The organism is Pseudomonas sp. GW101-3H06 (assembly GCF_059424605.1).
Map to the genome: position 1 here is coordinate 5,671,268 of NZ_JBWKZO010000001.1, position 22,003 is coordinate 5,693,270.

Annotated in this window: 22 protein-coding genes; 11 read left to right on the plus strand and 11 right to left on the minus strand. The window is 60.0% G+C overall.

Going from position 1 to position 22,003, the window contains the following annotated elements; genetic code table 11:
• Positions 1-17 precede the first annotated feature (17 nt).
• Complete coding sequence (locus tag AC07ZE_RS26070) at positions 18-572, plus strand: tetratricopeptide repeat protein (protein ID WP_095197258.1); 555 nt, start codon at positions 18-20, stop codon at positions 570-572.
• A gap of 122 nt (positions 573-694) precedes the next feature.
• Here the strand turns inward: AC07ZE_RS26070 and AC07ZE_RS26075 are convergent, their stop codons facing one another.
• On the minus strand, positions 695-1,024 hold the full coding sequence (locus AC07ZE_RS26075) for a DUF1820 family protein (protein WP_003185742.1): 330 nt from the start codon (positions 1,022-1,024) through the stop codon (positions 695-697).
• A gap of 135 nt (positions 1,025-1,159) precedes the next feature.
• On the opposite strand from AC07ZE_RS26075, the gene miaB reads away from it, so the two are divergent.
• From miaB to lnt, 5 genes are all read left to right on the plus strand, one after another.
• On the plus strand, positions 1,160-2,488 hold the full coding sequence (gene miaB, locus AC07ZE_RS26080; RefSeq protein WP_207267192.1) for a tRNA (N6-isopentenyl adenosine(37)-C2)-methylthiotransferase MiaB: 1,329 nt from the start codon (positions 1,160-1,162) through the stop codon (positions 2,486-2,488).
• Between the two features lie 207 nt (positions 2,489-2,695).
• On the plus strand, positions 2,696-3,700 hold the full coding sequence (locus tag AC07ZE_RS26085) for a PhoH family protein (protein WP_095197265.1): 1,005 nt from the start codon (positions 2,696-2,698) through the stop codon (positions 3,698-3,700).
• Positions 3,693-4,187: an rRNA maturation RNase YbeY gene (gene ybeY / locus AC07ZE_RS26090; protein WP_207267193.1), complete on the plus strand. Its 495-nt coding sequence runs from the start codon at positions 3,693-3,695 to the stop codon at positions 4,185-4,187. The genes AC07ZE_RS26085 and ybeY overlap by 8 nt, the downstream gene beginning before the upstream one ends.
• A 5-nt stretch (positions 4,188-4,192) precedes the next feature.
• A complete protein-coding gene (locus tag AC07ZE_RS26095) occupies positions 4,193-5,032 on the plus strand; it encodes a CorC family transporter (RefSeq protein WP_095197255.1) in 840 nt (279 codons plus the stop codon).
• Between the two features lie 15 nt (positions 5,033-5,047).
• Positions 5,048-6,571: an apolipoprotein N-acyltransferase gene (lnt, locus tag AC07ZE_RS26100; protein WP_207267194.1), complete on the plus strand. Its 1,524-nt coding sequence runs from the start codon at positions 5,048-5,050 to the stop codon at positions 6,569-6,571.
• Between the two features lie 118 nt (positions 6,572-6,689).
• Here the strand turns inward: lnt and AC07ZE_RS26105 are convergent, their stop codons facing one another.
• Positions 6,690-7,469, minus strand: coding sequence for a YdcF family protein (locus AC07ZE_RS26105; RefSeq protein ID WP_207267195.1), 780 nt, complete (start codon positions 7,467-7,469; stop codon positions 6,690-6,692).
• A gap of 106 nt (positions 7,470-7,575) precedes the next feature.
• Positions 7,576-7,896, minus strand: coding sequence for a hypothetical protein (locus AC07ZE_RS26110; protein WP_207267196.1), 321 nt, complete (start codon positions 7,894-7,896; stop codon positions 7,576-7,578).
• Between the two features lie 280 nt (positions 7,897-8,176).
• Between AC07ZE_RS26110 and leuS the strand changes: the two genes are divergently transcribed.
• The 5 genes from leuS (at position 8,177) to AC07ZE_RS26135 (ending at position 14,244) form a co-directional block, all read left to right on the plus strand.
• Positions 8,177-10,783, plus strand: a complete 2,607-nt coding sequence (gene leuS / locus AC07ZE_RS26115; RefSeq protein WP_207267197.1) for a leucine--tRNA ligase — start codon at positions 8,177-8,179, stop codon at positions 10,781-10,783.
• An 88-nt stretch (positions 10,784-10,871) separates the two neighbouring features.
• Positions 10,872-11,477, plus strand: a complete 606-nt coding sequence (locus AC07ZE_RS26120) for an LPS-assembly lipoprotein LptE (RefSeq protein WP_207267198.1) — start codon at positions 10,872-10,874, stop codon at positions 11,475-11,477.
• A 39-nt stretch (positions 11,478-11,516) separates the two neighbouring features.
• Positions 11,517-12,554 carry a DNA polymerase III subunit delta gene (holA, locus tag AC07ZE_RS26125; protein ID WP_207267199.1) on the plus strand — a complete coding sequence of 346 codons (1,038 nt, stop codon included), beginning with the start codon at positions 11,517-11,519 and terminating at the stop codon, positions 12,552-12,554.
• A 140-nt stretch (positions 12,555-12,694) separates the two neighbouring features.
• Positions 12,695-12,859 (plus strand): alternative ribosome rescue factor ArfA, encoded by a 165-nt coding sequence (gene arfA, locus AC07ZE_RS26130; protein WP_207267200.1) that lies wholly within the window; start codon positions 12,695-12,697, stop codon positions 12,857-12,859.
• A 62-nt stretch (positions 12,860-12,921) separates the two neighbouring features.
• Positions 12,922-14,244: a lytic murein transglycosylase gene (locus AC07ZE_RS26135; RefSeq protein WP_207267201.1), complete on the plus strand. Its 1,323-nt coding sequence runs from the start codon at positions 12,922-12,924 to the stop codon at positions 14,242-14,244.
• 93 nt (positions 14,245-14,337) lie between these two features.
• On the opposite strand, the gene AC07ZE_RS26140 is transcribed toward AC07ZE_RS26135, so the two are convergent.
• From AC07ZE_RS26140 to rodA, 8 genes are all read right to left on the minus strand, one after another.
• Positions 14,338-15,288: a S66 peptidase family protein gene (locus tag AC07ZE_RS26140; protein WP_207267202.1), complete on the minus strand. Its 951-nt coding sequence runs from the start codon at positions 15,286-15,288 to the stop codon at positions 14,338-14,340.
• 175 nt (positions 15,289-15,463) lie between these two features.
• Entirely contained in the window at positions 15,464-16,486 is a 1,023-nt protein-coding gene (gene lipA, locus AC07ZE_RS26145) for a lipoyl synthase (RefSeq protein WP_095197246.1), read from the minus strand.
• A gap of 1 nt (position 16,487) precedes the next feature.
• The gene (gene lipB / locus AC07ZE_RS26150) at positions 16,488-17,144 is read right to left on the minus strand and encodes a lipoyl(octanoyl) transferase LipB (protein WP_207267203.1); all 657 of its coding nucleotides are present in this window, start codon (positions 17,142-17,144) and stop codon (positions 16,488-16,490) included.
• Positions 17,144-17,419 carry a DUF493 domain-containing protein gene (locus tag AC07ZE_RS26155; RefSeq protein WP_207267204.1) on the minus strand — a complete coding sequence of 92 codons (276 nt, stop codon included), beginning with the start codon at positions 17,417-17,419 and terminating at the stop codon, positions 17,144-17,146. Before AC07ZE_RS26155 ends, lipB begins: the two co-directional genes overlap by 1 nt.
• 85 nt (positions 17,420-17,504) lie before the next feature.
• The gene (locus AC07ZE_RS26160) at positions 17,505-18,662 is read right to left on the minus strand and encodes a D-alanyl-D-alanine carboxypeptidase family protein (protein ID WP_207267205.1); all 1,158 of its coding nucleotides are present in this window, start codon (positions 18,660-18,662) and stop codon (positions 17,505-17,507) included.
• Between the two features lie 185 nt (positions 18,663-18,847).
• Complete coding sequence (locus AC07ZE_RS26165) at positions 18,848-19,858, minus strand: septal ring lytic transglycosylase RlpA family protein (protein WP_207267206.1); 1,011 nt, start codon at positions 19,856-19,858, stop codon at positions 18,848-18,850.
• A complete protein-coding gene (gene mltB, locus AC07ZE_RS26170) occupies positions 19,858-20,868 on the minus strand; it encodes a lytic murein transglycosylase B (protein ID WP_207267207.1) in 1,011 nt (336 codons plus the stop codon). The genes AC07ZE_RS26165 and mltB overlap by 1 nt, the downstream gene beginning before the upstream one ends.
• Before the next feature lie 17 nt (positions 20,869-20,885).
• Positions 20,886-21,989 carry a rod shape-determining protein RodA gene (gene rodA / locus AC07ZE_RS26175; RefSeq protein WP_207267897.1) on the minus strand — a complete coding sequence of 368 codons (1,104 nt, stop codon included), beginning with the start codon at positions 21,987-21,989 and terminating at the stop codon, positions 20,886-20,888.
• Positions 21,990-22,003: the final 14 nt, after the last annotated feature.

Below are 22,003 nucleotides of genomic sequence, written 5' to 3' on the forward strand. Positions count from 1 at the left end.
GAGGTAAGTCGATTCCCATGAACCGCACCGGCCGCGCCCTTTCACTGGGCTGCCTGTTGCTCCTTCAGCCCCTGCTCGCGCTCGCACAAGCAGGCGGTAACTCGTTGTTAATCCCAGCGATGGGTCGGTGCACCCTCAATACCCAGCCGCAAGACCTGGCACAGGCGCTGGCCGCCTGCCAGAAAGCGTCGGATGAAGGGGATGCGCAAGCGCAATACGAGTTGGGTGAGTTCTACTACGAAGGCAAAAATGCGCCGCGCGACCTCAATCAAGCCCTGAGCTACTTCGAAAAGGCCTCACTGCAAGGCCACGCCCAGGCACAATTCAAGCTCGGCTCCATGTTCTTCCACGGCGAAGGTGTCCCGGCCAACAACGTTCAGGCTTACATTCTGCTGAAAATGGCCGCGGTCAACGGCGCTGAAGACGCGCTGGACACCGCCGACGAAGTCACCGAGAAAATGCCCCGCGAAGAGCTGGAAGTCGCCACTCAGGTGCTTGGGCAAATTTTCCGCAAATACCTGATGGAATTGCAGAGCGCCGATGGGCGTACGCCTTTCTCGCCTCTTCCCTGATTTCTTCGTTGTTATGACTGGCCCCTTCGCGAGCAAGCCCGCTCCCACCTTTGTTCTGTGTACGACGCAGATCAAATGTGGGAGCGGGCTTGCTCGCGAAAGGGGCGACTCGGCCTTGAGACTTACTTCTCAGGCATCGGCATCGGAAACGGCATCACATTGCCGACCGCACCGCGGGCTTCACTGATTTTCGGCGTACCCAGGCGCTCGACTTCATCGATGCGCACGATCGAGTGCATCGGCACGAAGCTGCGCACAACGCCTTCGAACTGCGCCTTGAGCTTCTCTTCGCTCGGATCGACGACCACTTGCGTGCGCTCGCCAAAGACGAACTCTTCCACTTCCAGAAAGCCCCACAGATCGCTCTGATAGATCTGCTTGGCGTACATTTCGAACACCTGGCCCTGGTTGAGGAAAATCACCTTGTAGATTGGAGCTTCACGTTTGGTCATGGTGGGCGAGTAACACATCGGGGATAAAAAAGAGGGCGCGAACTATAGCATAGCCACCGGACGCGCAGCGGTAGGAACCTGGGAACATGTTCCCTATAATGCGCGGTTCTTCGAATCACGTGATGACCCTATTCCATGGCCAAGAAGCTTTATATCGAAACCCACGGTTGCCAGATGAACGAGTACGACAGCTCGCGCATGGTGGATCTGCTGGGCGAACACCAGGCCCTGGAAGTCACCGCTCGGGCTGAAGACGCCGACGTGATCCTGCTCAACACCTGCTCGATCCGCGAACGCGCCCAGGATCGCGTCTACTCGCAGCTCGGTCGCTGGCGCGAACTGAAACTGGCCAATCCGGACATGGTGATTGCCGTTGGCGGTTGCGTGGCCAGCCAGGAAGGCGCCGCCATTCGCGATCGCGCACCCTATGTCGACGTGGTGTTCGGCCCGCAAACCCTGCACCGCCTGCCGGAAATGATCGACGCCGCGCGCATCAGCAAGCTGCCGCAGGTCGACGTCTCGTTCCCGGAAATCGAAAAGTTCGACCACTTGCCCGAGCCACGCATCGACGGCCCGAGTGCTTACGTATCGGTAATGGAAGGCTGCAGCAAGTACTGCACCTTTTGCGTAGTGCCCTACACCCGGGGCGAAGAAGTCAGTCGCCCGTTCGACGACGTGATCGCCGAGATCATTCACCTGGCGGAAAACGGCGTGCGTGAAGTCACGCTGCTGGGGCAGAACGTCAACGGCTATCGCGGCACGACCCATGACGGTCGCCTGGCTGATCTGGCCGAATTGATCCGGGTGGTAGCCGCCGTCGATGGCATCGACCGTATCCGCTATACCACCTCGCATCCACTGGAGTTCTCCGACAGTCTGATCCAGGCCCATGCCGAGGTACCGGAGCTGGTGAAACACCTGCATCTGCCGGTGCAATCGGGTTCGGACCGGATCCTGGCCGCGATGAAGCGCAACCATACCGCGCTTGAGTACAAATCCAAACTGCGCAAACTGCGGGCCGCCGTGCCGGGCATTTGCATCAGCTCGGACTTTATCGTCGGCTTCCCCGGCGAGACCGAAAAAGACTTCGAACAAACCATGAAATTGATTCAAGACGTCGGTTTCGACTTCTCCTACTCGTTCGTCTATAGCCAGCGTCCCGGCACACCGGCCGCCGACCTGGCCGATGACACACCGGAAGAACTGAAAAAAGAGCGCTTGAATGCCCTGCAACATCGGTTGAACCAGCAAGGTTTCGAAATCAGCCGACAAATGGTCGGTTCGATCCAACGCATTCTGGTCACCGATTATTCGAAAAAAGATCCTGGCGAGCTGCAAGGCCGCACCGAAAATAACCGTATCGTCAATTTCCGCTGCGACAATCCGACGTTGATCGGCCAGTTCGCTGATGTGCACATCGACGCGGCCCAGCCGCATTCGCTGCGGGGTTCGCTGATCCAGTAACACCGCATTCCCCCTGTGGGAGCGAGCCTGCTCGCGAATACGGTTTGACATTCAGCTTATGATTCGACTGTCAGGCCGCTTTCGCGAGCAGGCTCGCCCCCACAAGGGATGGTGTTTGGCGCCGGGAAATTTAAGAGCTTTCGCACCCAGGCCACTGGCGTTATCCTTGATTTCATCACTATTGCCCCAGGGCGGCTAAATACGACCTTGAACGCACCCATAGAACCACATCGTTTCATCCTCGAGCCTTTTGAGGCTCGTCGCTTCGCCAATCTGTGCGGGCAATTCGACGAGCATCTGCGCTTGATCGAACAGCGCCTGACCATCGAGATCCGCAACCGCGGAAACCAGTTCGAACTGATCGGCGAGCGTAAACACACCACCTCCGCGGAAAACCTTCTGCGCCGCCTGTACCGGGAAACCAAGGGTACCGAGCTGTCGCCGGACATGGTTCACCTGTTCCTGCAGGAATCGGCCGTCGAAGAGCTGGACAACCACTCGCCCGCCGACGCCGCCGTCGCCCTGCGCACCAAAAAAGGCATGATTCGTCCTCGCGGCGTGAATCAGCAGCGCTACGTGAAGGAAATCCTCGGTAACGACATCAACTTCGGCATTGGCCCGGCCGGTACCGGCAAGACCTATCTGGCCGTTGCCTGCGCCGTGGATGCCCTGGAACGCGAGCAGATCCGCCGCATCCTGCTGGTTCGCCCGGCGGTCGAAGCCGGCGAAAAACTCGGCTTCCTGCCTGGCGATCTGTCCCAGAAGATCGACCCCTACCTGCGCCCGCTCTATGACGCACTCTACGAAATGCTCGGCTTCGAACACGTCGCCAAGCTGATCGAACGCCAGGTCATCGAAGTCGCGCCGCTGGCCTACATGCGAGGCCGTACGCTGAACAACAGCTTCATCATCCTCGACGAAAGCCAGAACACCACCGTCGAGCAAATGAAAATGTTCCTGACACGGATCGGCTTCGGTTCCACGGCCGTCATTACCGGTGATATCACCCAGGTCGATCTGCCACGCGGCACCAAATCCGGGCTGCATCACGTAATCGAAGTGTTGAAGGACGTGCCGGGCATCAGCTTCACTCACTTCCAGCCCAAGGACGTCGTGCGTCATCCGCTGGTACAGCGCATCGTCGAAGCCTATGAGCGCTTTGAAAATCGTGTGGCTGATGAAGCATCGAAGGATAACCGCCGCGATGCTTGAGCTTGACCTGCAAATCGCGACCCAAGCACCCGCCCCCAGCGAAGCCGAGTTCCGCCAGTGGTGCGAACTGGCCCTGCGTCAGCGCACGGCCGACTCCGAAATGACCATTCGCCTGGTCGACGAAGCCGAAGGCCGCGAGCTGAACCACACCTGGCGGCAAAAGGATTACGCCACTAACGTCTTGTCTTTCCCGGCCGATGTGCCGGACGAGTTCCTTGACATCCCGTTGCTGGGCGACCTGGTGATCTGTGTCGCCGTGGTCGAGCGCGAAGCCGCCGAGCAGGGCAAGGCTCTCAAGGCCCACTGGGCGCATCTGGTGATTCACGGCTGCTTGCATCTGCTTGGTTACGACCATATAGATGACGACGAAGCCGAAGAAATGGAAGCACTGGAACGCACATTGCTTGCAGAACTGGGCTATCCCGATCCGTACGCGGACGACGAAACCGAAACATCCTCAACCGTCACAACAAAGGATTCAGAGTAATCGCTATGAGCGAAGATCGATCGAGCAATGGGCAGAAGTCATGGCTGGGTAAGCTCACCCAGGCTTTTGCCCACGAGCCGAAGAACCGCCAGGAGCTGCTGGAGCTGCTGCGCGATGCACATCAGAACAAACTGCTGGACAGCGAAGCGCTGGCCATCGTCGAAGGCGCCATCCAGGTAGCCGACCTGCAGGTCCGGGACATCATGGTCCCGCGCTCGCAGATGATCAGCATCAAGGCGACCCAGACACCCCGCGAGTTCCTGCCTGCCGTGGTCGACTCGGCCCACTCCCGCTACCCGGTGATCGGCGAAAGCCACGATGACGTGATGGGCGTGCTGTTGGCCAAGGACTTGCTGCCGCTGATCCTCAAGGAAAACGGCGACCACTTCAACATCAAGGATCTGCTGCGCCCGGCCACCTTCGTGCCGGAGTCCAAGCGCCTGAATGTGCTGCTGCGCGAATTCCGCGCCAACCACAACCACATGGCCATCGTCATCGACGAATACGGCGGCGTGGCAGGTCTGGTGACCATCGAAGACGTACTGGAGCAAATCGTCGGCGACATCGAAGACGAGCACGACGTCGAAGAGGACAGCTACATCAAACCGCTGCCCAGCGGTGATTTTCTGATCAAGGCCCTGACGCCGATCGAGAACTTCAACGAATTCTTCGACAGCGAATTCTCCGACGATGAGTTCGACACGGTTGGCGGCCTGGTGATGAGTGCGTTCGGACACTTGCCAAAACGCAACGAAATCACTGAAATCGGCACCTATCGTTTTCGCATCCTGAACGCCGACAGTCGTCGGATTCATTTGCTGCGCCTGACGCCTATTGCTCGGTAAACACTAAGGATAGAAATGCGCTGGATAACCCGCCCCGGCTGGCCCGGTAACCTGCTGGCCGTGGCGGCCGGTGCAATCACCACCCTGGCCCTGGCGCCTTTCGATATCTGGCCACTGGCACTGTTGGCAGTCGGGCTTTTCTACGCCGCCCTGCGTGAACTGAGCCCCCGCCAGGCACTCGGCCGTGGCTGGTGTTTCGGCTTCGGCCTGTTTGGCGCCGGTACCAGCTGGATCTATTACAGCATTCACCATTTCGGTGGCGCCTCGGTGCTGCTGGCCGGGTTTCTGATGCTGATTTTCACTGCGGCAATCGCCTGGTTCTTCGCCTTGCCGGCGTGGATCTGGGCGCGCTGGCTGCGGCGCAACGAGGCGCCCTTGGCCGACGCCCTGGCTTTCGCGGCGTTGTGGGTTGGCCAGGAAGCGTTTCGCGGCTGGTTCCTCACCGGTTTCCCGTGGCTCTATTCCGGTTACAGCCAACTCGACGGCCCCCTGGCCGGGCTCGCCCCCGTGGGCGGCATGTGGCTGATTTCCTTTACGCTGGCCCTGACCGCCGCGCTGATCTACAACGGCTTGCGCCTGGCCCGTGGCGGCCGCAAGGCTTTCATCGCGCTGGGCGCCCTGCTGCTGGTCGGCCCGTGGGTGGCTGGCATCGCACTCAAACATCATGCCTGGACCAGTCCCGCGGGCGCGCCGCTGAGCGTCGCAGCGATTCAGGGCAACATTGAACAAAACATGAAGTGGGATCCGGCGCAGCTCAATGCACAGTTGGAGCTGTACCGCGACATGAGCTTCAGTTCCAAACGCGTCGACCTGCTGATCTGGCCTGAAACCGCGATCCCGGTACTCAAGGAGTCTGCCCAAGGTTACCTGGACATGATGGGAAAATTCGCTGCGGAGCGGGATTCAGCGATGATTACCGGCGTTCCGATCCGTGAAATCGTCCACCAGGAAAAACGCTTCTTCAACGGCATCACAGTGGTCGGCGAAGGCGATGGTACTTACCTCAAGCAGAAATTGGTGCCCTTCGGCGAATACGTTCCACTGCAAGATGTTTTACGGGGATTGATTGCCTTCTTCGACCTGCCGATGTCGGACTTTGCGCGCGGCCCCGCCGATCAGCCCATGTTGCAAGCCAAGGGCTACCAGATTGCACCCTTCATCTGTTACGAAGTGGTATACCCGGAGTTCGCCGCCGGCCTGGCCGCGCAAAGCGATCTGCTGCTGACCATCAGCAACGACACCTGGTTCGGCACGTCTATCGGTCCGTTGCAACACTTGCAGATGGCCCAGATGCGCGCACTTGAGGCCGGTCGCTGGATGATCCGCGCTACCAACAATGGCGTGACCGGCCTGATCAACCCGTTCGGCCAGATCACCGTGCAGATCCCGCAGTTCGAACGCGGCATCCTGTATGGTGAAGTCGTGCCGATGCACAACCTGACGCCTTATCTGCAATGGCGCTCGTGGCCGTTGATCATTGTTTGCGTGTTGTTGTTTGGTTGGGCGCTGGTGGCGAACCGGATGGCCAAAACCGTTTAAAAGCTTCGCGAGCAAGCCCGCTCCCACTTTGGATCTTCTGTGAACGCATGATATGTGAGAGTCAGAGATCAAATGTGGGAGCGGGCTTGCTCGCGAAGGCAGTATCACAGGCACCGCCTCAATCAGAGCCAACATCTCCCCGATAAAACAGCGAATACCCGACCTGCCCCACCGCCTCATTCATCAATTGCCCACTCTGCCAGATTGCCTTGAACTCCGGCAACCAGCCACCAAACGGCCGAGCGTTATCGACACCTAAAAAGCCCATTGGCGCCGGCACCACCTCAAACCCGGCCTTCTGGAAACTCCAGACCGCTCGCGGCATATGCCAGGCCTGAGTCACAAGCACCACTCGCTTGATCCCTTCGGGCAACAACACCTGTGCGCTGAATTGAGCGTTCTCCCAGGTCGTACGGCTACGCCCTTCCTGCCAGCGAACAGGCACGCCAAAGTCATCGCGCAATGAATCAGCCATCAATCGGGCTTCGGTCGGTGGCGTGCCGTAATGCAGGCCGCCACTGGTCAGAATCGGCAAGCCTGAGGCCTTGGCCAGTCGCGCCGCATAGCGCTGGCGCTCAAGACCAACACCCGTCGGCTGATCGTCTCCCCACGCTGGATCGCCCCGCTCACGCCCCGAGCCCAAGATTACAATCGCATCGGCGTGCTGACTCAGCGTCGCCCACTCCTCGAACGCCAGCGGCGGCTCACGCTCGAGCATTTCGGCGCTCCACTGCACCACAATCGGCAGGCTCATCAACCAGAAACCGCCTAGCCCAAGTGCAAAACACACGCCGGCGAGCCGCGGTCTTGAGCGCCGCAAGCACCAGGCAAGCAAAATCAGCAGTAACAGAATGCCGGGCGGCAAGAGAAGTTGTTTCACAAAATAACGAAAAGGCATCGAGCATCTCCATGAAGATGCTCGAAGCCTAAGTGGGTTGACGCGATGCGACAATAAATACGGAAGGACTATGCTTCAGAAAATCATGGAGCATGGCTCTGTTGCCCTATTTGCACCGCAGTGACCGGACCTTTACCGCGTCTCTGCCAGGTACTTTATCCTTGAGCCAGATGATCTTGGCCGAACGTGGTGCGTCAAGTTGCTTGACTGCCTCGGACAAACATCCGTGTGTCTCACGTTCACTACGATCCAGATACGCCTTGACCAGGGCAAACTCTGCGGGGCTCAAGCCGCGCAACTCCAGTTCCAGTGGGCGTTCGTCGCGCAGCCGACCAGCGGTTCTTGCCGCCTCCAAGGCCATGCCCAGACGATCGATCAGTCTTTCGTACAGCTCCGGTTTTGTAGCTTTTTGCTGTGACTCAACCATCCCTCACCTCATTGGAAGATAAGACCTACTCCCCAGTTAGAGCTTAGCTTCCATGCACAAACCGGCTGAGCGCCGCGACCAACGGCCCTCGCAGCCGTTTTCACGAGACGCGCGGCAGTAATCAGGGTTTCCCTCGGTAGAGTGCGGTCATGTATGCTACGGCGCTTCCTGTAACTCCACTTCCAGCTCGCCTGGACACCGAAACGCCGAATTGGCGCCTTCATCGTCCAGCGTTGCATTGAAGAGGATTAGGCCACCCCTATTCAGTTCAAAAGTAGCCATGCACGAACAATATCAGCCCCGTGAAATCGAAGCCGCCGCCCAGTCGTTCTGGGACGAGCAAAAGTCCTTTGAAGTCAGTGAACAGCCAGGCAAGGAGACGTACTACTGCCTGTCGATGTTCCCTTACCCCAGCGGCAAGCTACACATGGGGCACGTGCGCAACTACACCATCGGCGACGTGATCTCCCGCTATCAGCGCATGCAAGGCAAGAACGTCCTGCAACCCATGGGTTGGGACGCCTTCGGCATGCCGGCGGAAAACGCCGCGATGAAGAATAACGTAGCGCCCGCCAAATGGACCTACGAAAACATCGCCTACATGAAAAGCCAACTGCGCAGCCTGGGCCTGGCGGTGGACTGGTCGCGTGAAGTGACCACCTGCAAGCCGGACTACTACCGCTGGGAACAATGGCTGTTCACCCGACTGTTCGAAAAAGGTGTTATTTACAAAAAGAGCGGCACCGTGAACTGGGATCCGGTGGACCAGACCGTTCTGGCCAACGAACAGGTGATCGACGGTCGCGGCTGGCGTTCCGGCGCACTGATCGAAAAGCGCGAAATCCCGATGTACTACTTCAAGATCACCGCCTACGCGGATGAGCTGCTGGAGAGCCTCGACGAACTGACTGGCTGGCCTGAACAGGTCAAGACCATGCAGCGCAACTGGATCGGCAAATCCCGCGGCATGGAAGTGCAGTTCCCGTACAACGTCGACTCCATCGGCGAAACCGGCGCGCTCAAAGTCTTCACCACCCGCCCGGACACCCTGATGGGCGCGACCTACGTCGCCGTGGCCGCCGAACACCACCTGGCCACCCTGGCCGCGCAGAACAATCCTGAGCTGCAAGCGTTCATCGCCGAATGCAAGGGCGGCAGCGTCGCAGAAGCCGACGTCGCCACCCAGGAGAAAAAAGGCCTGCCGACCGGCCTGTTCGTCGAGCACCCGCTGACCGGCGAAAAACTGCCGGTCTGGGTCGCCAACTACGTGCTGATGCACTACGGCGATGGCGCAGTAATGGCGGTTCCGGCTCACGACGAACGCGATTTCGAGTTCGCCCACAAGTACAACCTGCCGGTCAAATCCGTGGTGCGCACCAGTTCTGGTGACACCAACCCGGCCCCATGGCAAGACGCCTACGGCGAGCACGGCACGCTGATCAATTCCGGCGAATTCGACGGCCTCGATTTCGCCGGCGCCTTCGACGCCATCGAAGTGGCGCTGATCAAGAAAAATCTCGGTGCCTCGCGTACCCAGTTCCGCCTGCGCGACTGGGGTATCAGCCGTCAGCGCTACTGGGGCTGCCCGATCCCGATCATCCACTGCAATAGCTGCGGTGACGTGCCGGTGCCGGAAGATCAACTGCCGGTCGTGCTGCCGGAAGACGTCGTACCCGACGGCGCCGGGTCGCCACTGGCACGCATGCCCGAGTTCTACGAATGCAGCTGCCCGAAATGCGGCCAGCCTGCCAAGCGTGAAACCGACACCATGGACACCTTCGTCGAGTCCTCGTGGTACTACGCCCGCTACGCCTCGCCGCACTTTGAAGGTGGGCTGGTTGAAAAATCGGCGGCTGACCACTGGTTGCCGGTGGATCAGTACATCGGCGGTATTGAACACGCGATTCTTCACCTGCTCTACGCACGCTTCTTCCACAAGCTGATGCGCGACGAAGGCCTGGTGAGCTCCAACGAGCCGTTCAAAAACCTGCTGACCCAGGGCATGGTGATCGCCGAGACCTACTATCGTCGCGAAGCCAACGGTGCCTACACCTGGTTCAACCCGGCTGACGTCGAACTCGAACGCGACAGCAAGGCCAAGGTCATCAGCGCCAAGCTGATCGCAGACGGCCTGCCGGTGGAAATCGGTGGCACCGAGAAAATGGCCAAGTCGAAGAACAACGGCGTCGACCCACAGTCGATGATCGACCAGTTCGGCGCAGACACCTGCCGCCTGTTCATGATGTTCGCCTCGCCACCTGACATGAGCGCTGAATGGTCCGACTCCGGTGTGGAAGGTTCGCACCGCTTCCTCAAGCGTGTCTGGCGCCTGGCTCAAGCGCACGTTACCCAGGGCCTGCCGGGCAAACTGGACGTCGCCGGCCTGAACGACGAGCAGAAAGCCATTCGCCGTTCGATCCACCAGGCCATCAAGCAGGCCAGCCATGACGTCGGCCAGAACCACAAATTCAACACCGCCATCGCCCAGGTGATGACGCTGATGAATGTGCTGGAAAAAGCCCCGCAAGGCACCGAACAGGATCGTGCGCTGGTTCAGGAAGGTCTGGAAACCGTGACGCTGCTGCTGGCCCCGATCACCCCGCACATCTGCCATGAGCTGTGGCATCGACTGGGTCACGCCGACCCGGTGATCGACGCCGGCTGGCCGGTACTGGACGAAAGCGCGCTGGTTCAGGACAGCCTGCAGCTGGTGATTCAGGTCAACGGCAAACTGCGTGGCCACATCGAAATGCCGGCCAGCGCCAGCCGCGAAGAAGTCGAGGCCGCCGCACGCGCCAACGAAAACGTGCTGCGCTTTGTCGACGGTCTGACCATTCGCAAAGTGATCGTGGTGCCCGGGAAACTGGTCAACATCGTCGCCAGCTAATTGGATCAGGCGCCAGGCCAAGCCTGGCGCCGAGTAAAACCTTTCGGGCCGCTTGACCGGCCCACATGGTTTCAAGGGGAGCAACACAATGATCAAACGCAACTTGCTGGTGATGGGCCTTGCGGTCCTGTTGAGCGCCTGCGGTTTCCAGCTGCGCGGCACCGGCACCACCGAACTGGCGATCAAGGAGCTCGACCTCAGCGCCCGTAACGCCTATGGCGAAACCGTGACGCAACTGCGCCAGGTACTCGATAGCAGCGGCGTCAAGGTCTACACCGGCGCGCCGTTCAAGCTTGTGTTAACGGATGAGCAGGAAACCCAGCGCATTCTCAGCTATGCGGGTGCAGGTCGTACCGGCGAATACCAACTGAGTACCGTACTCAGTTACAACATCCTCAGCCAGGGCAACCTGTCGCTGATGGCTGACAAGCTGGAAGTGCAGAAGGTTTTCATCCACGACGGCAACAACCTGGTGGGTTCTGACCAGGAAGCCAACGATGCGCGCAAGGACATGCGTCGCGAACTGGTGCAACGCATGATGCTGCGCCTGCAGCAGATCTCGCCGACTCAGTTGGAACAGCTGCAACAGACCGCCGAAGCCAAAGCCAAGGCAGAAGCCGCGGCGCTGGAGGCGGCGCAGAAGGCTGAAGCGCAAACGCCGCGTCAGTCGCCTATCGAACTGCCGCAGCAGTAAGACTTACGGGGCGTTCAGGCGCCCCGTTCGCCCTCTCTTATGAAACTCGCCCCCGCCCAACTCGCCAAACACCTGCAAGGTGCCCTCGCGCCGGTCTACGTCATCAGTGGCGATGATCCCTTGCTGTGTCAGGAAGCCGCCGACGCCATCCGCGCCGCTGCCCGCCATCAGGGTTTCGACGAACGCCAGGTCTTTGCCGCCGACGCCAGTTTCGACTGGGGCACGTTGTTGCAGGCCGGGGCCAGCATGTCGTTGTTCGCCGAGAAGCGTCTGCTGGAACTGCGTCTGCCCTCGGGCAAACCCGGTGACAAGGGCGCCGCCGCGCTCATCGAGTACTGTTCGCGACCGGCCGAAGACACAGTGCTCCTGATCAGCCTGCCGAAGCTCGATGGCAGCGCACAGAAGACCAAGTGGGGTAAGGCGCTGGTCGAAGGCCAGCAGACTCAGTTCGTGCAAATCTGGCCGGTGGACGCCAGCCAGTTGCCGAGCTGGATCCGTCAGCGCTTGTCCCAGGCCGGACTCTCGGCCACCCAGGACGCCGTCGAGTTGATCGCTGCAAGGGTCGAGGGCAACCTGCTGGCTGCCGCTCAGGAAATCGAAAAGCTCAAGCTGATGGCCGAAGAGGGTCAAATCACCGTCGAAACCGTGCAGGCTGCGGTGGCCGACAGTGCGCGCTTCGATGTCTTCGGACTGACCGATGCGATTCTCAACGGTGAGGCCGCCCACGCCCTGCGCATGCTTGAAGGGCTGCGCGGTGAAGGTGTCGAACCTCCGGTGATTCTCTGGGCCCTGGCCCGGGAGCTGCGCTTGCTGGCCAATATTTCCCTGCAATACAGTCAGGGCACACCGCTGGACAAAGCCTTCAGCCAGGCCCGGCCGCCCGTCTGGGACAAACGCAAACCGCTGATCAGCAAAGCCCTGCAGCGCTATTCGGCGCAACGCTGGGCACAGCTGCTGCTCGAAGCACAGCGCATTGACGCGCAGATCAAAGGCCAGGCGGCAGGGTCGCCGTGGATGAGCTTGAGTCGGTTGACGTTGTTGATGGCTGGCCAGCGGTTGTCGTTGCCCGCTGAGTAAGGCGTTCGACCGCATAACGGCCATTCGCGGGCAAGTCCGCGAAGGCGCCCGAAAGGTCCTGCACAACGCAGGGACTAGACAGAAGCCTCGCTTGAGCCGATGATTTGCCCCGCAAAATCACTCACTAGCGAGCACCCATCATGAGCAAAAAGCCATCCAGGCATGGCCCCAACAAGGCCAAATCCATCATCGCCCAGCCTCTGTTCCGTAGCCGTCAGGAACGAGCCGGCAAGGGCAAAGGCAGCTACCGCCGCGAAGCCTTCCAGTCTAAAAGCTGGGAGGCTTCTTACTTTCTGGCGGCCTGAAAGGCAAGCATCCGCTCAACATGTTAAGGTCTGCACCTGATCCGTTTTCCCTGGACCCGTGCATGCCCCTTTGTCTTTCCCGTCGTTGGCACCTACGCCAATTGATTGCTGCCTCCAGCCTCATTTTGCTCGTCGCCTGTGCGGAAAAACCAACCGCCGCCGACGCACAGCCGCTTCAGCCCCCTCCTGTCGCCACTGCCCCGGCGATCATGGCACCTGTGGTGCCAAGCGGTGAAAACCTCGACATCCAGCCGACCCAGACCTTCGCCGAATGGCAGGCCGGTTTCCGCAGGGACGCCTTGGCCGCCGGTATCCGTGCCGATCTGTTTGATCGAGCCTTCGCCAATGTCAGCGTCGACCCCAGCGTGATTCGTGCCGACCGCAGCCAACCGGAATTCACACGGCCGGTATGGGAATACCTCGACGGCGCCCTGTCGCCGCTGCGGGTACGCAAAGGTCAGGCGCTGGTCAGCGAGAACGCCGCCATCCTGCAAAGCATCGAACAGCGCTACGGCGTTGACCGTGAAGCCCTCGTCGCCGTGTGGGGCATGGAAAGTAATTTCGGCCAGTTCCAGGGCAGCAAGTCAGTGATCAACTCGCTGGCCACCCTGGCCTATGAAGGCCGGCGCCCGGGTTTCGCCCACGCGCAATTGATCGCCGCACTGCAGATTCTGCAACAGGGTGATATCGAACCCGAGAAAATGCTCGGTTCCTGGGCCGGCGCCATGGGCCAGACCCAGTTCATCCCGACCACCTACAACACCCACGCCGTGGACTTCGATGGCGATGGCCGTCGCGATATCTGGGGCAGCTCCACCGATGCCCTGGCCTCGACTGCGCACTACCTGCAAAGCTCCGGCTGGCAGAAAGGCCAGCCGTGGGGCTTTGAAGTGCAATTGCCGGGCGGTTTCAACTATGTGCTGGCCGATGGCGCCATTCGCAAGAGTGTCGCCGAATGGCGGCAACTGGGTGTCACGCTGCCCAATGGCGGCCAGGTTCCAGCAGGTTCCGAGCACTTGTCCGCGGCATTGCTGCTGCCGGCCGGTTATCGCGGCCCGGCCTTCCTGGTGCTCGATAACTTCCGGGCGATCCTCAAGTACAACAACTCGTCGTCCTACGCGCTGGCGGTGGGCCTGTTGTCCGAACGTTTCCATGGCGGGGGCCTGATCAGCGGCATGTGGCCCAAGGATGATTTACCGCTCAGCCGCACCGAGCGGATCGAGCTGCAAAATCTGCTGAGCGCCCAGAATTACGACGCAGGCGCCGCGGACGGGATTATCGGCGCCAATACCCGCAAGGCGATCCGCAGCGCGCAGCAGTCGTTTGGCTGGCCGGCGGATGGTTATCCGACGCACAAGTTGCTCGAAGGCCTTCGCAACCGCTAAAAGCATTCGCGAGCAGGCTCGCTTCCACAGGGCTCACGCAAAACCTGTGGGAGCGAGCCTGCTCGCGAAAACTGCCTGTCAGGCGCCAACGATCTATCGCTTGATCACCACATCCTGCTCCAACGCCAACTCCTTGCTCCCCGCATCCAGTCTGACCAGCGCCCCCATGGGCAGTGTCAGGTTCGGATCGCAATGCCCGCTGCGCCACCCGGACAACACCGGAATCCGCAACGGCTCGAATGTCTGTTTGAGCAAACGCTCCAGCGCAGGCACCTCGACCCCCGCCACATCCCCCACCAGCACCCCCCGCAGCTTGCCCAGGGTTCCGGCCAGTCGAAGGTGGGTCAGCAGCCTGTCGACGCGATACAGTGGCTCGTTGATGTCCTCGATGAACAGGATGACACCCTCGGCATCGATCTCATAAGGCGTACCCATGGTCGCGGCGATTATCGACAGATTACCCCCCAGCAAGCGCCCGTGGGCAATGCCTGGCTCGATCGTGGTCAACGGATAGGCCACGGGGTGCGCCAATACACTGCCCGCCTTCACTTGCCCGCGCAGCATGTTGAAAAACGAAGGTTCGGTGGGCTTTTGCTTGTCACCCAGCAGATCCGCATTGAGCAGCGGGCCATGGAAGGTCACGAAGCCTGCATAACGACTGATCGCCAGATGCAGTGCGGTGATATCGCTGTAACCGATGAACGGCTTGGCGTTGTTGCGCAACAGTTCAAAATCGATGCGATCAAGCAACCTCGGTGTACCGTAACCACCGCGCAGGCAAATGATGGCATCGACCTCGGGGTCGGCGAACGCGGTATGCAGGTCGTTGAGCCGCACTTCGTCACTGCCGGCCAGATAGCCATCCCTGGCGTAGACTCCGGGAAAAATCTTCAGCGAATAGCCACGGGCGCGCATCCATTGCACGGCTTTATCGGTGTCCAACGGTGCAGGACCGGCCGGCGCGATGACGCCGATCACCCCCTGTGAGGGCAAGGCCGGAACCGCGGTGTGAGGACAAAAGGTGTGGGTCGGTCGTACGGTCATCCATGAATCTCCCTGAGTGGAAACTTCAACACACAGTAGTCAGGAACGGGGACAAACAGAAGAGGGTTCATCGCCCCGCAGGTTGCAGGAAACGGCAGTCATTACTGTAGGCAAGGCAAAAAAACGCCCGCAAGACTGAAAGCCTTGCGGGCCATTTTTCATGAGAGGTTGTCGATCAGGACGACATCAGCTCAGCCTTGACCAGCTTCGCTTGCTCGTCGGCATGGTACGAGGAACGGACCAGCGGACCGGAAGCGACGTTCTTGAAGCCCATTTTGTAACCTTCCTCGGCGAACCAGGCGAAGGTGTCCGGGTGCACGAAGCGCTGCACCGGCAAGTGGCTACGCGACGGTTGCAGGTACTGGCCCAGGGTCAGCATGTCGATGTCGTGTTCGCGCATGCGCTTCATGACTTCGATGACCTCGTCATCGGTCTCGCCCAGACCCAGCATCAGGCCGGACTTGGTCGGAATGTGCGGCATCATCTGCTTGAAGCGTTGCAGCAGGGTCAGCGACCACTGGTAGTCCGAACCCGGGCGCGCGGCCTTGTACAGGCGTGGCACGGTTTCCAGGTTGTGGTTGAACACATCCGGCGGCTCGGCGGCGGTGATTTCCAGTGCGATATCCATGCGGCCACGGTAGTCCGGCACCAGGGTTTCGAGTTGCACGTTCGGCGACAGCTTGCGGATTTCACGGATGCAGTCGGCAAAGTGCTGGGCACCGCCGTCGCGCAGGTCGTCGCGGTCTACCGAGGTGATCACCACGTACTTCAGGCGCAGGTCGGCAATGGCGATGGCCAGGCTTTCCGGTTCGTTGACGTCCAGTGGTTTCGGACGGCCGTGACCGACGTCGCAGAATGGGCAGCGACGGGTGCAGATGTCGCCCATGATCATGAAAGTCGCGGTGCCGCCGGAGAAGCATTCGCCCAGGTTCGGGCAGGATGCCTCTTCGCAGACGCTGTGCAGCTTGTGTTTGCGCAACAGCGCCTTGATGCGGTCGACTTCCGGAGATACCGGAATGCGCACACGAATCCAGTCAGGCTTTTTCGGCAGCTCGGTGGTCGGGATGATCTTTACCGGGATGCGTGCAACCTTCTCGGCGCCGCGCAGCTTTACGCCGGCTTCAACCTTGGCACGCGGGGCCGGACGCTCGGTGACATCCAGCGTCGGGATCATGGTTTGCACTGCATCAGTAGTCATATCAGTCGATTCCGCCCGTCAGGGTCGTCTGCTCAGCATAGTCGAGGTGTTTGACGAGCTGCGCGCGCAGCCGGGCACTTACCTCGGCAAATTCAATCGATCCTGCGTGATCGCTCAGCTGGGTCATCGCCAGCCCGGCGTAGCCGCAGGGATTAATCCGTCGAAACGGTTCCAGGTTCATGTCCACGTTCAGGGCCAGGCCATGAAAGGAACAACCGTGGCGGATCCGCAGACCCAGGGACGCGATTTTCGCGCCGTTAACGTAGACCCCCGGTGCATCGGGCTTGGCCGTCGCCGTCACACCGTAGCTGGCGAGCAGCTCGATCAGGCACGACTCCATGCGAGTCACCAGGTCACGCACGCCAAAACCCAGCTTGCGCACGTCCAGCAACAGGTAGGCCACCAGTTGCCCGGGACCGTGATACGTCACCTGACCACCGCGATCGACCTGCACCACCGGGATATCTCCCGGCAACAGCAAGTGTTCGGCCTTGCCGGCCTGGCCTTGGGTGAAGACCGGTGGATGTTCAACCAGCCAGATCTCGTCGGCGGCATCGTTGCCGCGCTCGCTTCGCTCGTTGGTGAAACGTTGCATGGCATGCCAGACCGGCTCGTAAGCCATCTGGCCGAGCTCGCGAAAGCCGAGCGTGCGAGACATCACAGCACCATATGCACGAAGCCGGTAGCCCGCAGTTCGCTGTTGATGTTGTACAGCTGGTCCTGATCGGTGGCGACGATGTGCAACTGAATCGTGGTGTATTTACCGTTACTGCTTTGACGCTCATCCACACGCTCATCATTGATCTTTGCGTGTTTTCTGACGATGTCGATGATCTTGTCCTTGTTGCCCACACCCGTGTCGCTGATCACCTTAACCGGGTAATCATTGGCAGGGAATTCGATCTTAGGCGCCTGTACTTCGGTATCGGTCATGGCGTAACGGCCTCGTAAGCGTAAAGCCGTGGCGACGGGCATAGCCCCGAGCCGGATCAGCGCGGGGCCATGCAGGTGCACACTATCAGTTGAACAAGCCGTAGAAGAATAGACGGATGCTATCCCACATGCGACGGAAGATACCACCCTCTTCGACGCCATCCAGAGCGATCAGGTCGGCGCTGTGCACCACCTTGTCCTCCAGTTTGACCTCGACTTTACCGATCACGTCGCCCTTGGCGATTGGCGCAATCAGTTGCGGGTTCATGGTCATGCTGGCGGCGAGCTTTTTGAGCTGACCTTTAGGCAGGGTCATGGTCAGGTCTTGAGCCAGACCAGCCTTGACCTGGTTGGTGGAACCTTTCCAGACAGGTGCCTGGGCCAACTCGGCGCCCTTCTGATAGAAGGTCTGGGTTTCGAAGAAACGGAAACCGTAAGTCAGCAGTTTCTGGGTTTCGGCGGCGCGAGCCACTTCGCTGTTGGTGCCGAACACCACGGCGATCAGACGCATGCCATCACGCACGGCCGAGGACACCATGCAGTAGCCAGCTTCATCGGTGTGACCGGTTTTCAAACCGTCGACGGTCTTGTCGCGCCACAGCAGCAGGTTGCGGTTCGGTTGCTTGATGCCGTTCCAGAAGAACTCTTTCTGCGAGTAGATCGCGTAATGAGCCGGGTCTTCGTGGATGATTGCGCGCGCCAGTACCGCCATGTCGTGAGCCGACGAGTAATGCTCAGGGTTCGGCAGACCGGTCGGGTTCATGAAGTGGGTGTTGGTCATGCCCAGGTCGGCAACGGTTTTGTTCATCACGTCGGCGAACGCGTCTTCGCTGCCGGCGATGTGCTCGGCGAGCGCAACACTGGCGTCGTTGCCCGACTGGATGATGATGCCGTGCAGCAAGTCGCTGACGGTCACCTGCGAGCCGACCTTGATGAACATCCGCGAACCGCCGGTACGCCAGGCGTTTTCGCTGACGGTCACCGGATCGTTTTCACCGATCTGGCCACGACGGATTTCCAGGGTCGCGATGTACGCTGTCATCAGCTTGGTCAGGCTGGCTGGCGGCAGACGCTGGTCACCATTGTTTTCGACCAGCACGTTGCCGCTGCTGGCGTCCATGAGCACGTAGGCCTTGGCGGCCAGTTGCGGTGGCGACGGCATCATCTCGACCGCGAACGCGGCAGGTGAGAGGAGCAGCGGGACTAAAAGGCACAGGCGTTTGGCAAAGGTGGTGATGTTCATCCGTCTCTCGAAATCGCTAATGGAAACTTGCCCAGAGGCAAAACTATTCAGATGGCTTTCTAACGGGCCATCGCGTGTTCAGTTGCTCACTCTGTAACCCTTGCCGGGTTTTTGTTCTTCGACGAGCCAACAACCTGGTCCGCTCCCGAAAAAACGCAAGCGAACCGTCAATCAAGTCCTACGTATTACTCAGTCACAACGCTCGGCGAACCCAGATTGGCCAGGCGCACACTGTTCTGCACTTGCTGGATTTCACCCGGCGAACCGATCGGCCCCAGGCGAACCCGATGCAGCGTCTGTTGATTGCGCACGATCGAACTGATGAACACCGGAGCGCTCACCATCCCGCTGAGCTTCGACCTCAGGAGTTCTGCAGCGTCCGGGTTGGCGAACGCGCCCACCTGCAGATACTGGCCAGAGGCTGGTGCAGAAGCGTTTTTTTTTGCATCGGCAAGTTGTACGGGGACAACGGCGGCGGCGTGTTGCTGCGGCGGTGGCGTCCATTGCTCGATGGTACCGGCCGAAGCCGTAATCACCGGCGCGCTATTCTGCGCGACTTGCGGCTCGTTGAGCATTAAAGGCGCCGGACGGCCTTTGGCTGCCCACCATTGTTGCGGGTCGATACCTTCGACCTTGACGCGCGCGGTGCCGGTTTCGGCGTAGCCGAGCTTCTTGGCGGCCGCGTAGGACAGGTCGATGATCCGGTCCGAATAGAACGGCCCACGGTCGTTTACCCGCAGAATCACAGTCTTGTTGTTGTCCAGGTTGGTCACCCGGACGTAACTTGGCAGCGGCAAGGTCTTGTGCGCGGCACTCATGCCGTACAAGTCATAGACCTCGCCGTTGGCGGTGTTCTGGCCATGGAACTTGGTGCCGTACCAGGACGCCGTGCCCGACTGCACGTAGGTCTTGGACTCTTGCAACGGAAAATAGGTTTTGCCCAGTACCGAGTAAGGGGCGGCCTTGTACGGGCCGGTGTGCAGGGTTGGCGTGGCGTCCGGGATGCGTGAAACGTCGACATCCCACCAGGGCGCGCCATCCTTGTGGGCACGATTGATGTCCAGCCCTGGCGTCGAGCGCACGGCGGTGGAAGGTTTCTGCGTCGGCGAGCGGCTGGTCGAGCAACTGGCGACCAGCACTGCCAGCGCGGCAAATGCCATCAGCTTCAGGGGTTTATTGATAGGCAATGCCCGCATTACTTGACGCCCCGTGCTTGGACCAGCTGTTCAGACAGTTGATGTACGGCCATGGCGTACATCACGCTGCGGTTATAACGCGTGATTGCGTAAAAATTCTTCAGGCCCATCCAGTACTCGGGGCCATTGTCGCCTTCCAGGCGAAAAGCGGTAACCGGCATATCATCGCGCAGCGCATCATGACTTGACCAGCCCAGGGCCCGCAACTCTCCGACGGTCTTGACCGGCTCGATACCCGTGGTCAAACCTTCGTCCACCTGGTCGCCCCGCACATCGGCGCGACTGACCACCGGCTCCCCGGCAACCCAACCGTGACGCTTGAAGTAACTGGCTACGCTGCCAATCGCATCGTCCGGGTTGTTCCAGATATTGATGTGGCCGTCGCTGTCGAAGTCCACCGCATAGGCGCGAAAGCTGCTGGGCATGAACTGCGGCAAGCCCATGGCGCCGGCGTAGGACCCCTTGAGGGTCAACGGATCGACCTGCTCTTCCCTGGCCAGCAACAGGAACTCACGCAATTCCTTGCGGAAAAATTCGGCACGGGGAGGATAGTCGAAACCGAGGGTCGACAACGCATCGATCACACGGAAATTACCGGTATTGCGACCAAAAAAGGTCTCAACACCGATGATCGATACGATGACCTGCGCCGGTACGCCATAGTCCTGCTCCGCGCGGGCCAGTACGGTCTCGTGCTGACGCCAGAAATCCACGCCACGGGCGATGCGCGCATCGGTGATGAACATCGGGCGATATTCATTCCACTGCTTGACCCGTTCGGCGGGTTTCGAAATCGCGTCCAGAATCGACTGTTTGCGCTCGGCCTCGCGGAACACCCCCATCAGTTGCTCGCCGGCAAAACCGTAGTCGCGGGTCATTTCACCGACGAATTCAGCCACCTGGGGCGAGCCTTCGTAATCGCCGGCCAACGCTTGCTGCGCAGTGCCAAGGATGCTTACCAGGCCGACCCACGGCGCGTATCGAGTCGCCCAGCCACGCATTGCTTGCATTGAACTCTTCACCTTATTCAAACCTGCGCGATCCACTTGCGATGGGTATGGATCGACATCAAAACCCCAAACGCTGACAGCAGCGTCACCAGCGAAGTTCCTCCGTAGCTAATGAACGGCAACGGCACCCCCACCACCGGCAACAGGCCACTGACCATACCGATGTTGACGAAAACATATACAAAAAACGTCATGGTCAGGGCGCCCGCCAGCAACTTGCCGAACAACGTCTGGGCCTGGGCAGTAATCACCAGCCCACGTCCGATCAACAGCAGGTAGATCAGCAACAGCGCGCAGATGCCTACCAGGCCGAACTCTTCGCCCATGACTGCAATAATGAAGTCGGTGTGGCTTTCCGGGAGGAAATCCAGGTGTGACTGGGTACCCAGCAGCCAACCCTTGCCAAATACGCCACCGGACCCGATGGCAGCCTTGGACTGAATGATGTTCCAGCCGGTGCCCAGCGGATCGCTTTCAGGGTCGAGGAACGTCAGCACTCGCTGCTTCTGGTAGTCATGCATGACGAAATACCACATGGCGATCGCTACCGGCACCGTTGCCGCCAGCACGCTGAGAATCCAGCGCCAGCGCAGGCCACCCATGAACAGCACGAACGCGCCCCCGGCCAGAATCAGCAGCGAGGTGCCGAGGTCCGGCTGACGCACGATAAGAATGAACGGCACACCAATCAACATAAGACTGATGCCCACATGCTTGAGCTGGGGCGGCAAGGTACGCTTGGAGAGGTACCAGGCAATGGTCGCCGGCATCAGGATCTTCATGAACTCCGATGGCTGGAAGCGGATGACACCGGGGATGTTGATCCAGCGCGTGGCGCCCATGGCGTTGTGGCCCATGACGTCCACCACCACCAGCAACAGCACGCCAATCACATAGCCGACCGGCACCCAGCGCGCCATGAAGCGTGGCTCGAACTGGGCAATGACGATCATCGCCACCAGGCCGATGCCAAATGAAGTGGCCTGTTTGGCCAACAGATCCCAGCTTTTTCCACTGGCGGAATACAAGACGAACAGGCTGCCGGCAGCCAGTGTCAGAAGCAGAATCAGCAACACGCCGTCGATATGCATTCGTTGCAACAGCGTCGCGCGACGCCGCATCACATCCTCGCTGG

Excerpts from the sequence above, each read along its gene's own strand:
- AC07ZE_RS26155 (WP_207267204.1), bottom strand. The coding sequence starts at position 17,419 with ATGACCGATACCGAAGTACAGGCGCCTAAGATCGAATTCCCTGCCAAT.
- AC07ZE_RS26110 (WP_207267196.1), bottom strand. The coding sequence starts at position 7,896 with ATGGTTGAGTCACAGCAAAAAGCTACAAAACCGGAGCTGTACGAAAGA.
- AC07ZE_RS26165 (WP_207267206.1), bottom strand. The coding sequence starts at position 19,858 with ATGCGGGCATTGCCTATCAATAAACCCCTGAAGCTGATGGCATTTGCC.
- AC07ZE_RS26135 (WP_207267201.1), top strand. The coding sequence starts at position 12,922 with ATGCCCCTTTGTCTTTCCCGTCGTTGGCACCTACGCCAATTGATTGCT.
- AC07ZE_RS26105 (WP_207267195.1), bottom strand. The coding sequence starts at position 7,469 with ATGCCTTTTCGTTATTTTGTGAAACAACTTCTCTTGCCGCCCGGCATT.
- AC07ZE_RS26075 (WP_003185742.1), bottom strand. The coding sequence starts at position 1,024 with ATGACCAAACGTGAAGCTCCAATCTACAAGGTGATTTTCCTCAACCAG.
- mltB (WP_207267207.1), bottom strand. The coding sequence starts at position 20,868 with ATGCAAGCAATGCGTGGCTGGGCGACTCGATACGCGCCGTGGGTCGGC.
- AC07ZE_RS26070 (WP_095197258.1), top strand. The coding sequence starts at position 18 with ATGAACCGCACCGGCCGCGCCCTTTCACTGGGCTGCCTGTTGCTCCTT.
- lipA (WP_095197246.1), bottom strand. The coding sequence starts at position 16,486 with ATGACTACTGATGCAGTGCAAACCATGATCCCGACGCTGGATGTCACC.
- leuS (WP_207267197.1), top strand. The coding sequence starts at position 8,177 with ATGCACGAACAATATCAGCCCCGTGAAATCGAAGCCGCCGCCCAGTCG.
- AC07ZE_RS26160 (WP_207267205.1), bottom strand. The coding sequence starts at position 18,662 with ATGAACATCACCACCTTTGCCAAACGCCTGTGCCTTTTAGTCCCGCTG.
- ybeY (WP_207267193.1), top strand. The coding sequence starts at position 3,693 with ATGCTTGAGCTTGACCTGCAAATCGCGACCCAAGCACCCGCCCCCAGC.
- rodA (WP_207267897.1), bottom strand. The coding sequence starts at position 21,989 with ATGCGGCGTCGCGCGACGCTGTTGCAACGAATGCATATCGACGGCGTG.
- AC07ZE_RS26120 (WP_207267198.1), top strand. The coding sequence starts at position 10,872 with ATGATCAAACGCAACTTGCTGGTGATGGGCCTTGCGGTCCTGTTGAGC.
- lnt (WP_207267194.1), top strand. The coding sequence starts at position 5,048 with ATGCGCTGGATAACCCGCCCCGGCTGGCCCGGTAACCTGCTGGCCGTG.
- arfA (WP_207267200.1), top strand. The coding sequence starts at position 12,695 with ATGAGCAAAAAGCCATCCAGGCATGGCCCCAACAAGGCCAAATCCATC.
- lipB (WP_207267203.1), bottom strand. The coding sequence starts at position 17,144 with ATGTCTCGCACGCTCGGCTTTCGCGAGCTCGGCCAGATGGCTTACGAG.
- AC07ZE_RS26140 (WP_207267202.1), bottom strand. The coding sequence starts at position 15,288 with ATGACCGTACGACCGACCCACACCTTTTGTCCTCACACCGCGGTTCCG.
- holA (WP_207267199.1), top strand. The coding sequence starts at position 11,517 with ATGAAACTCGCCCCCGCCCAACTCGCCAAACACCTGCAAGGTGCCCTC.
- miaB (WP_207267192.1), top strand. The coding sequence starts at position 1,160 with ATGGCCAAGAAGCTTTATATCGAAACCCACGGTTGCCAGATGAACGAG.
- AC07ZE_RS26095 (WP_095197255.1), top strand. The coding sequence starts at position 4,193 with ATGAGCGAAGATCGATCGAGCAATGGGCAGAAGTCATGGCTGGGTAAG.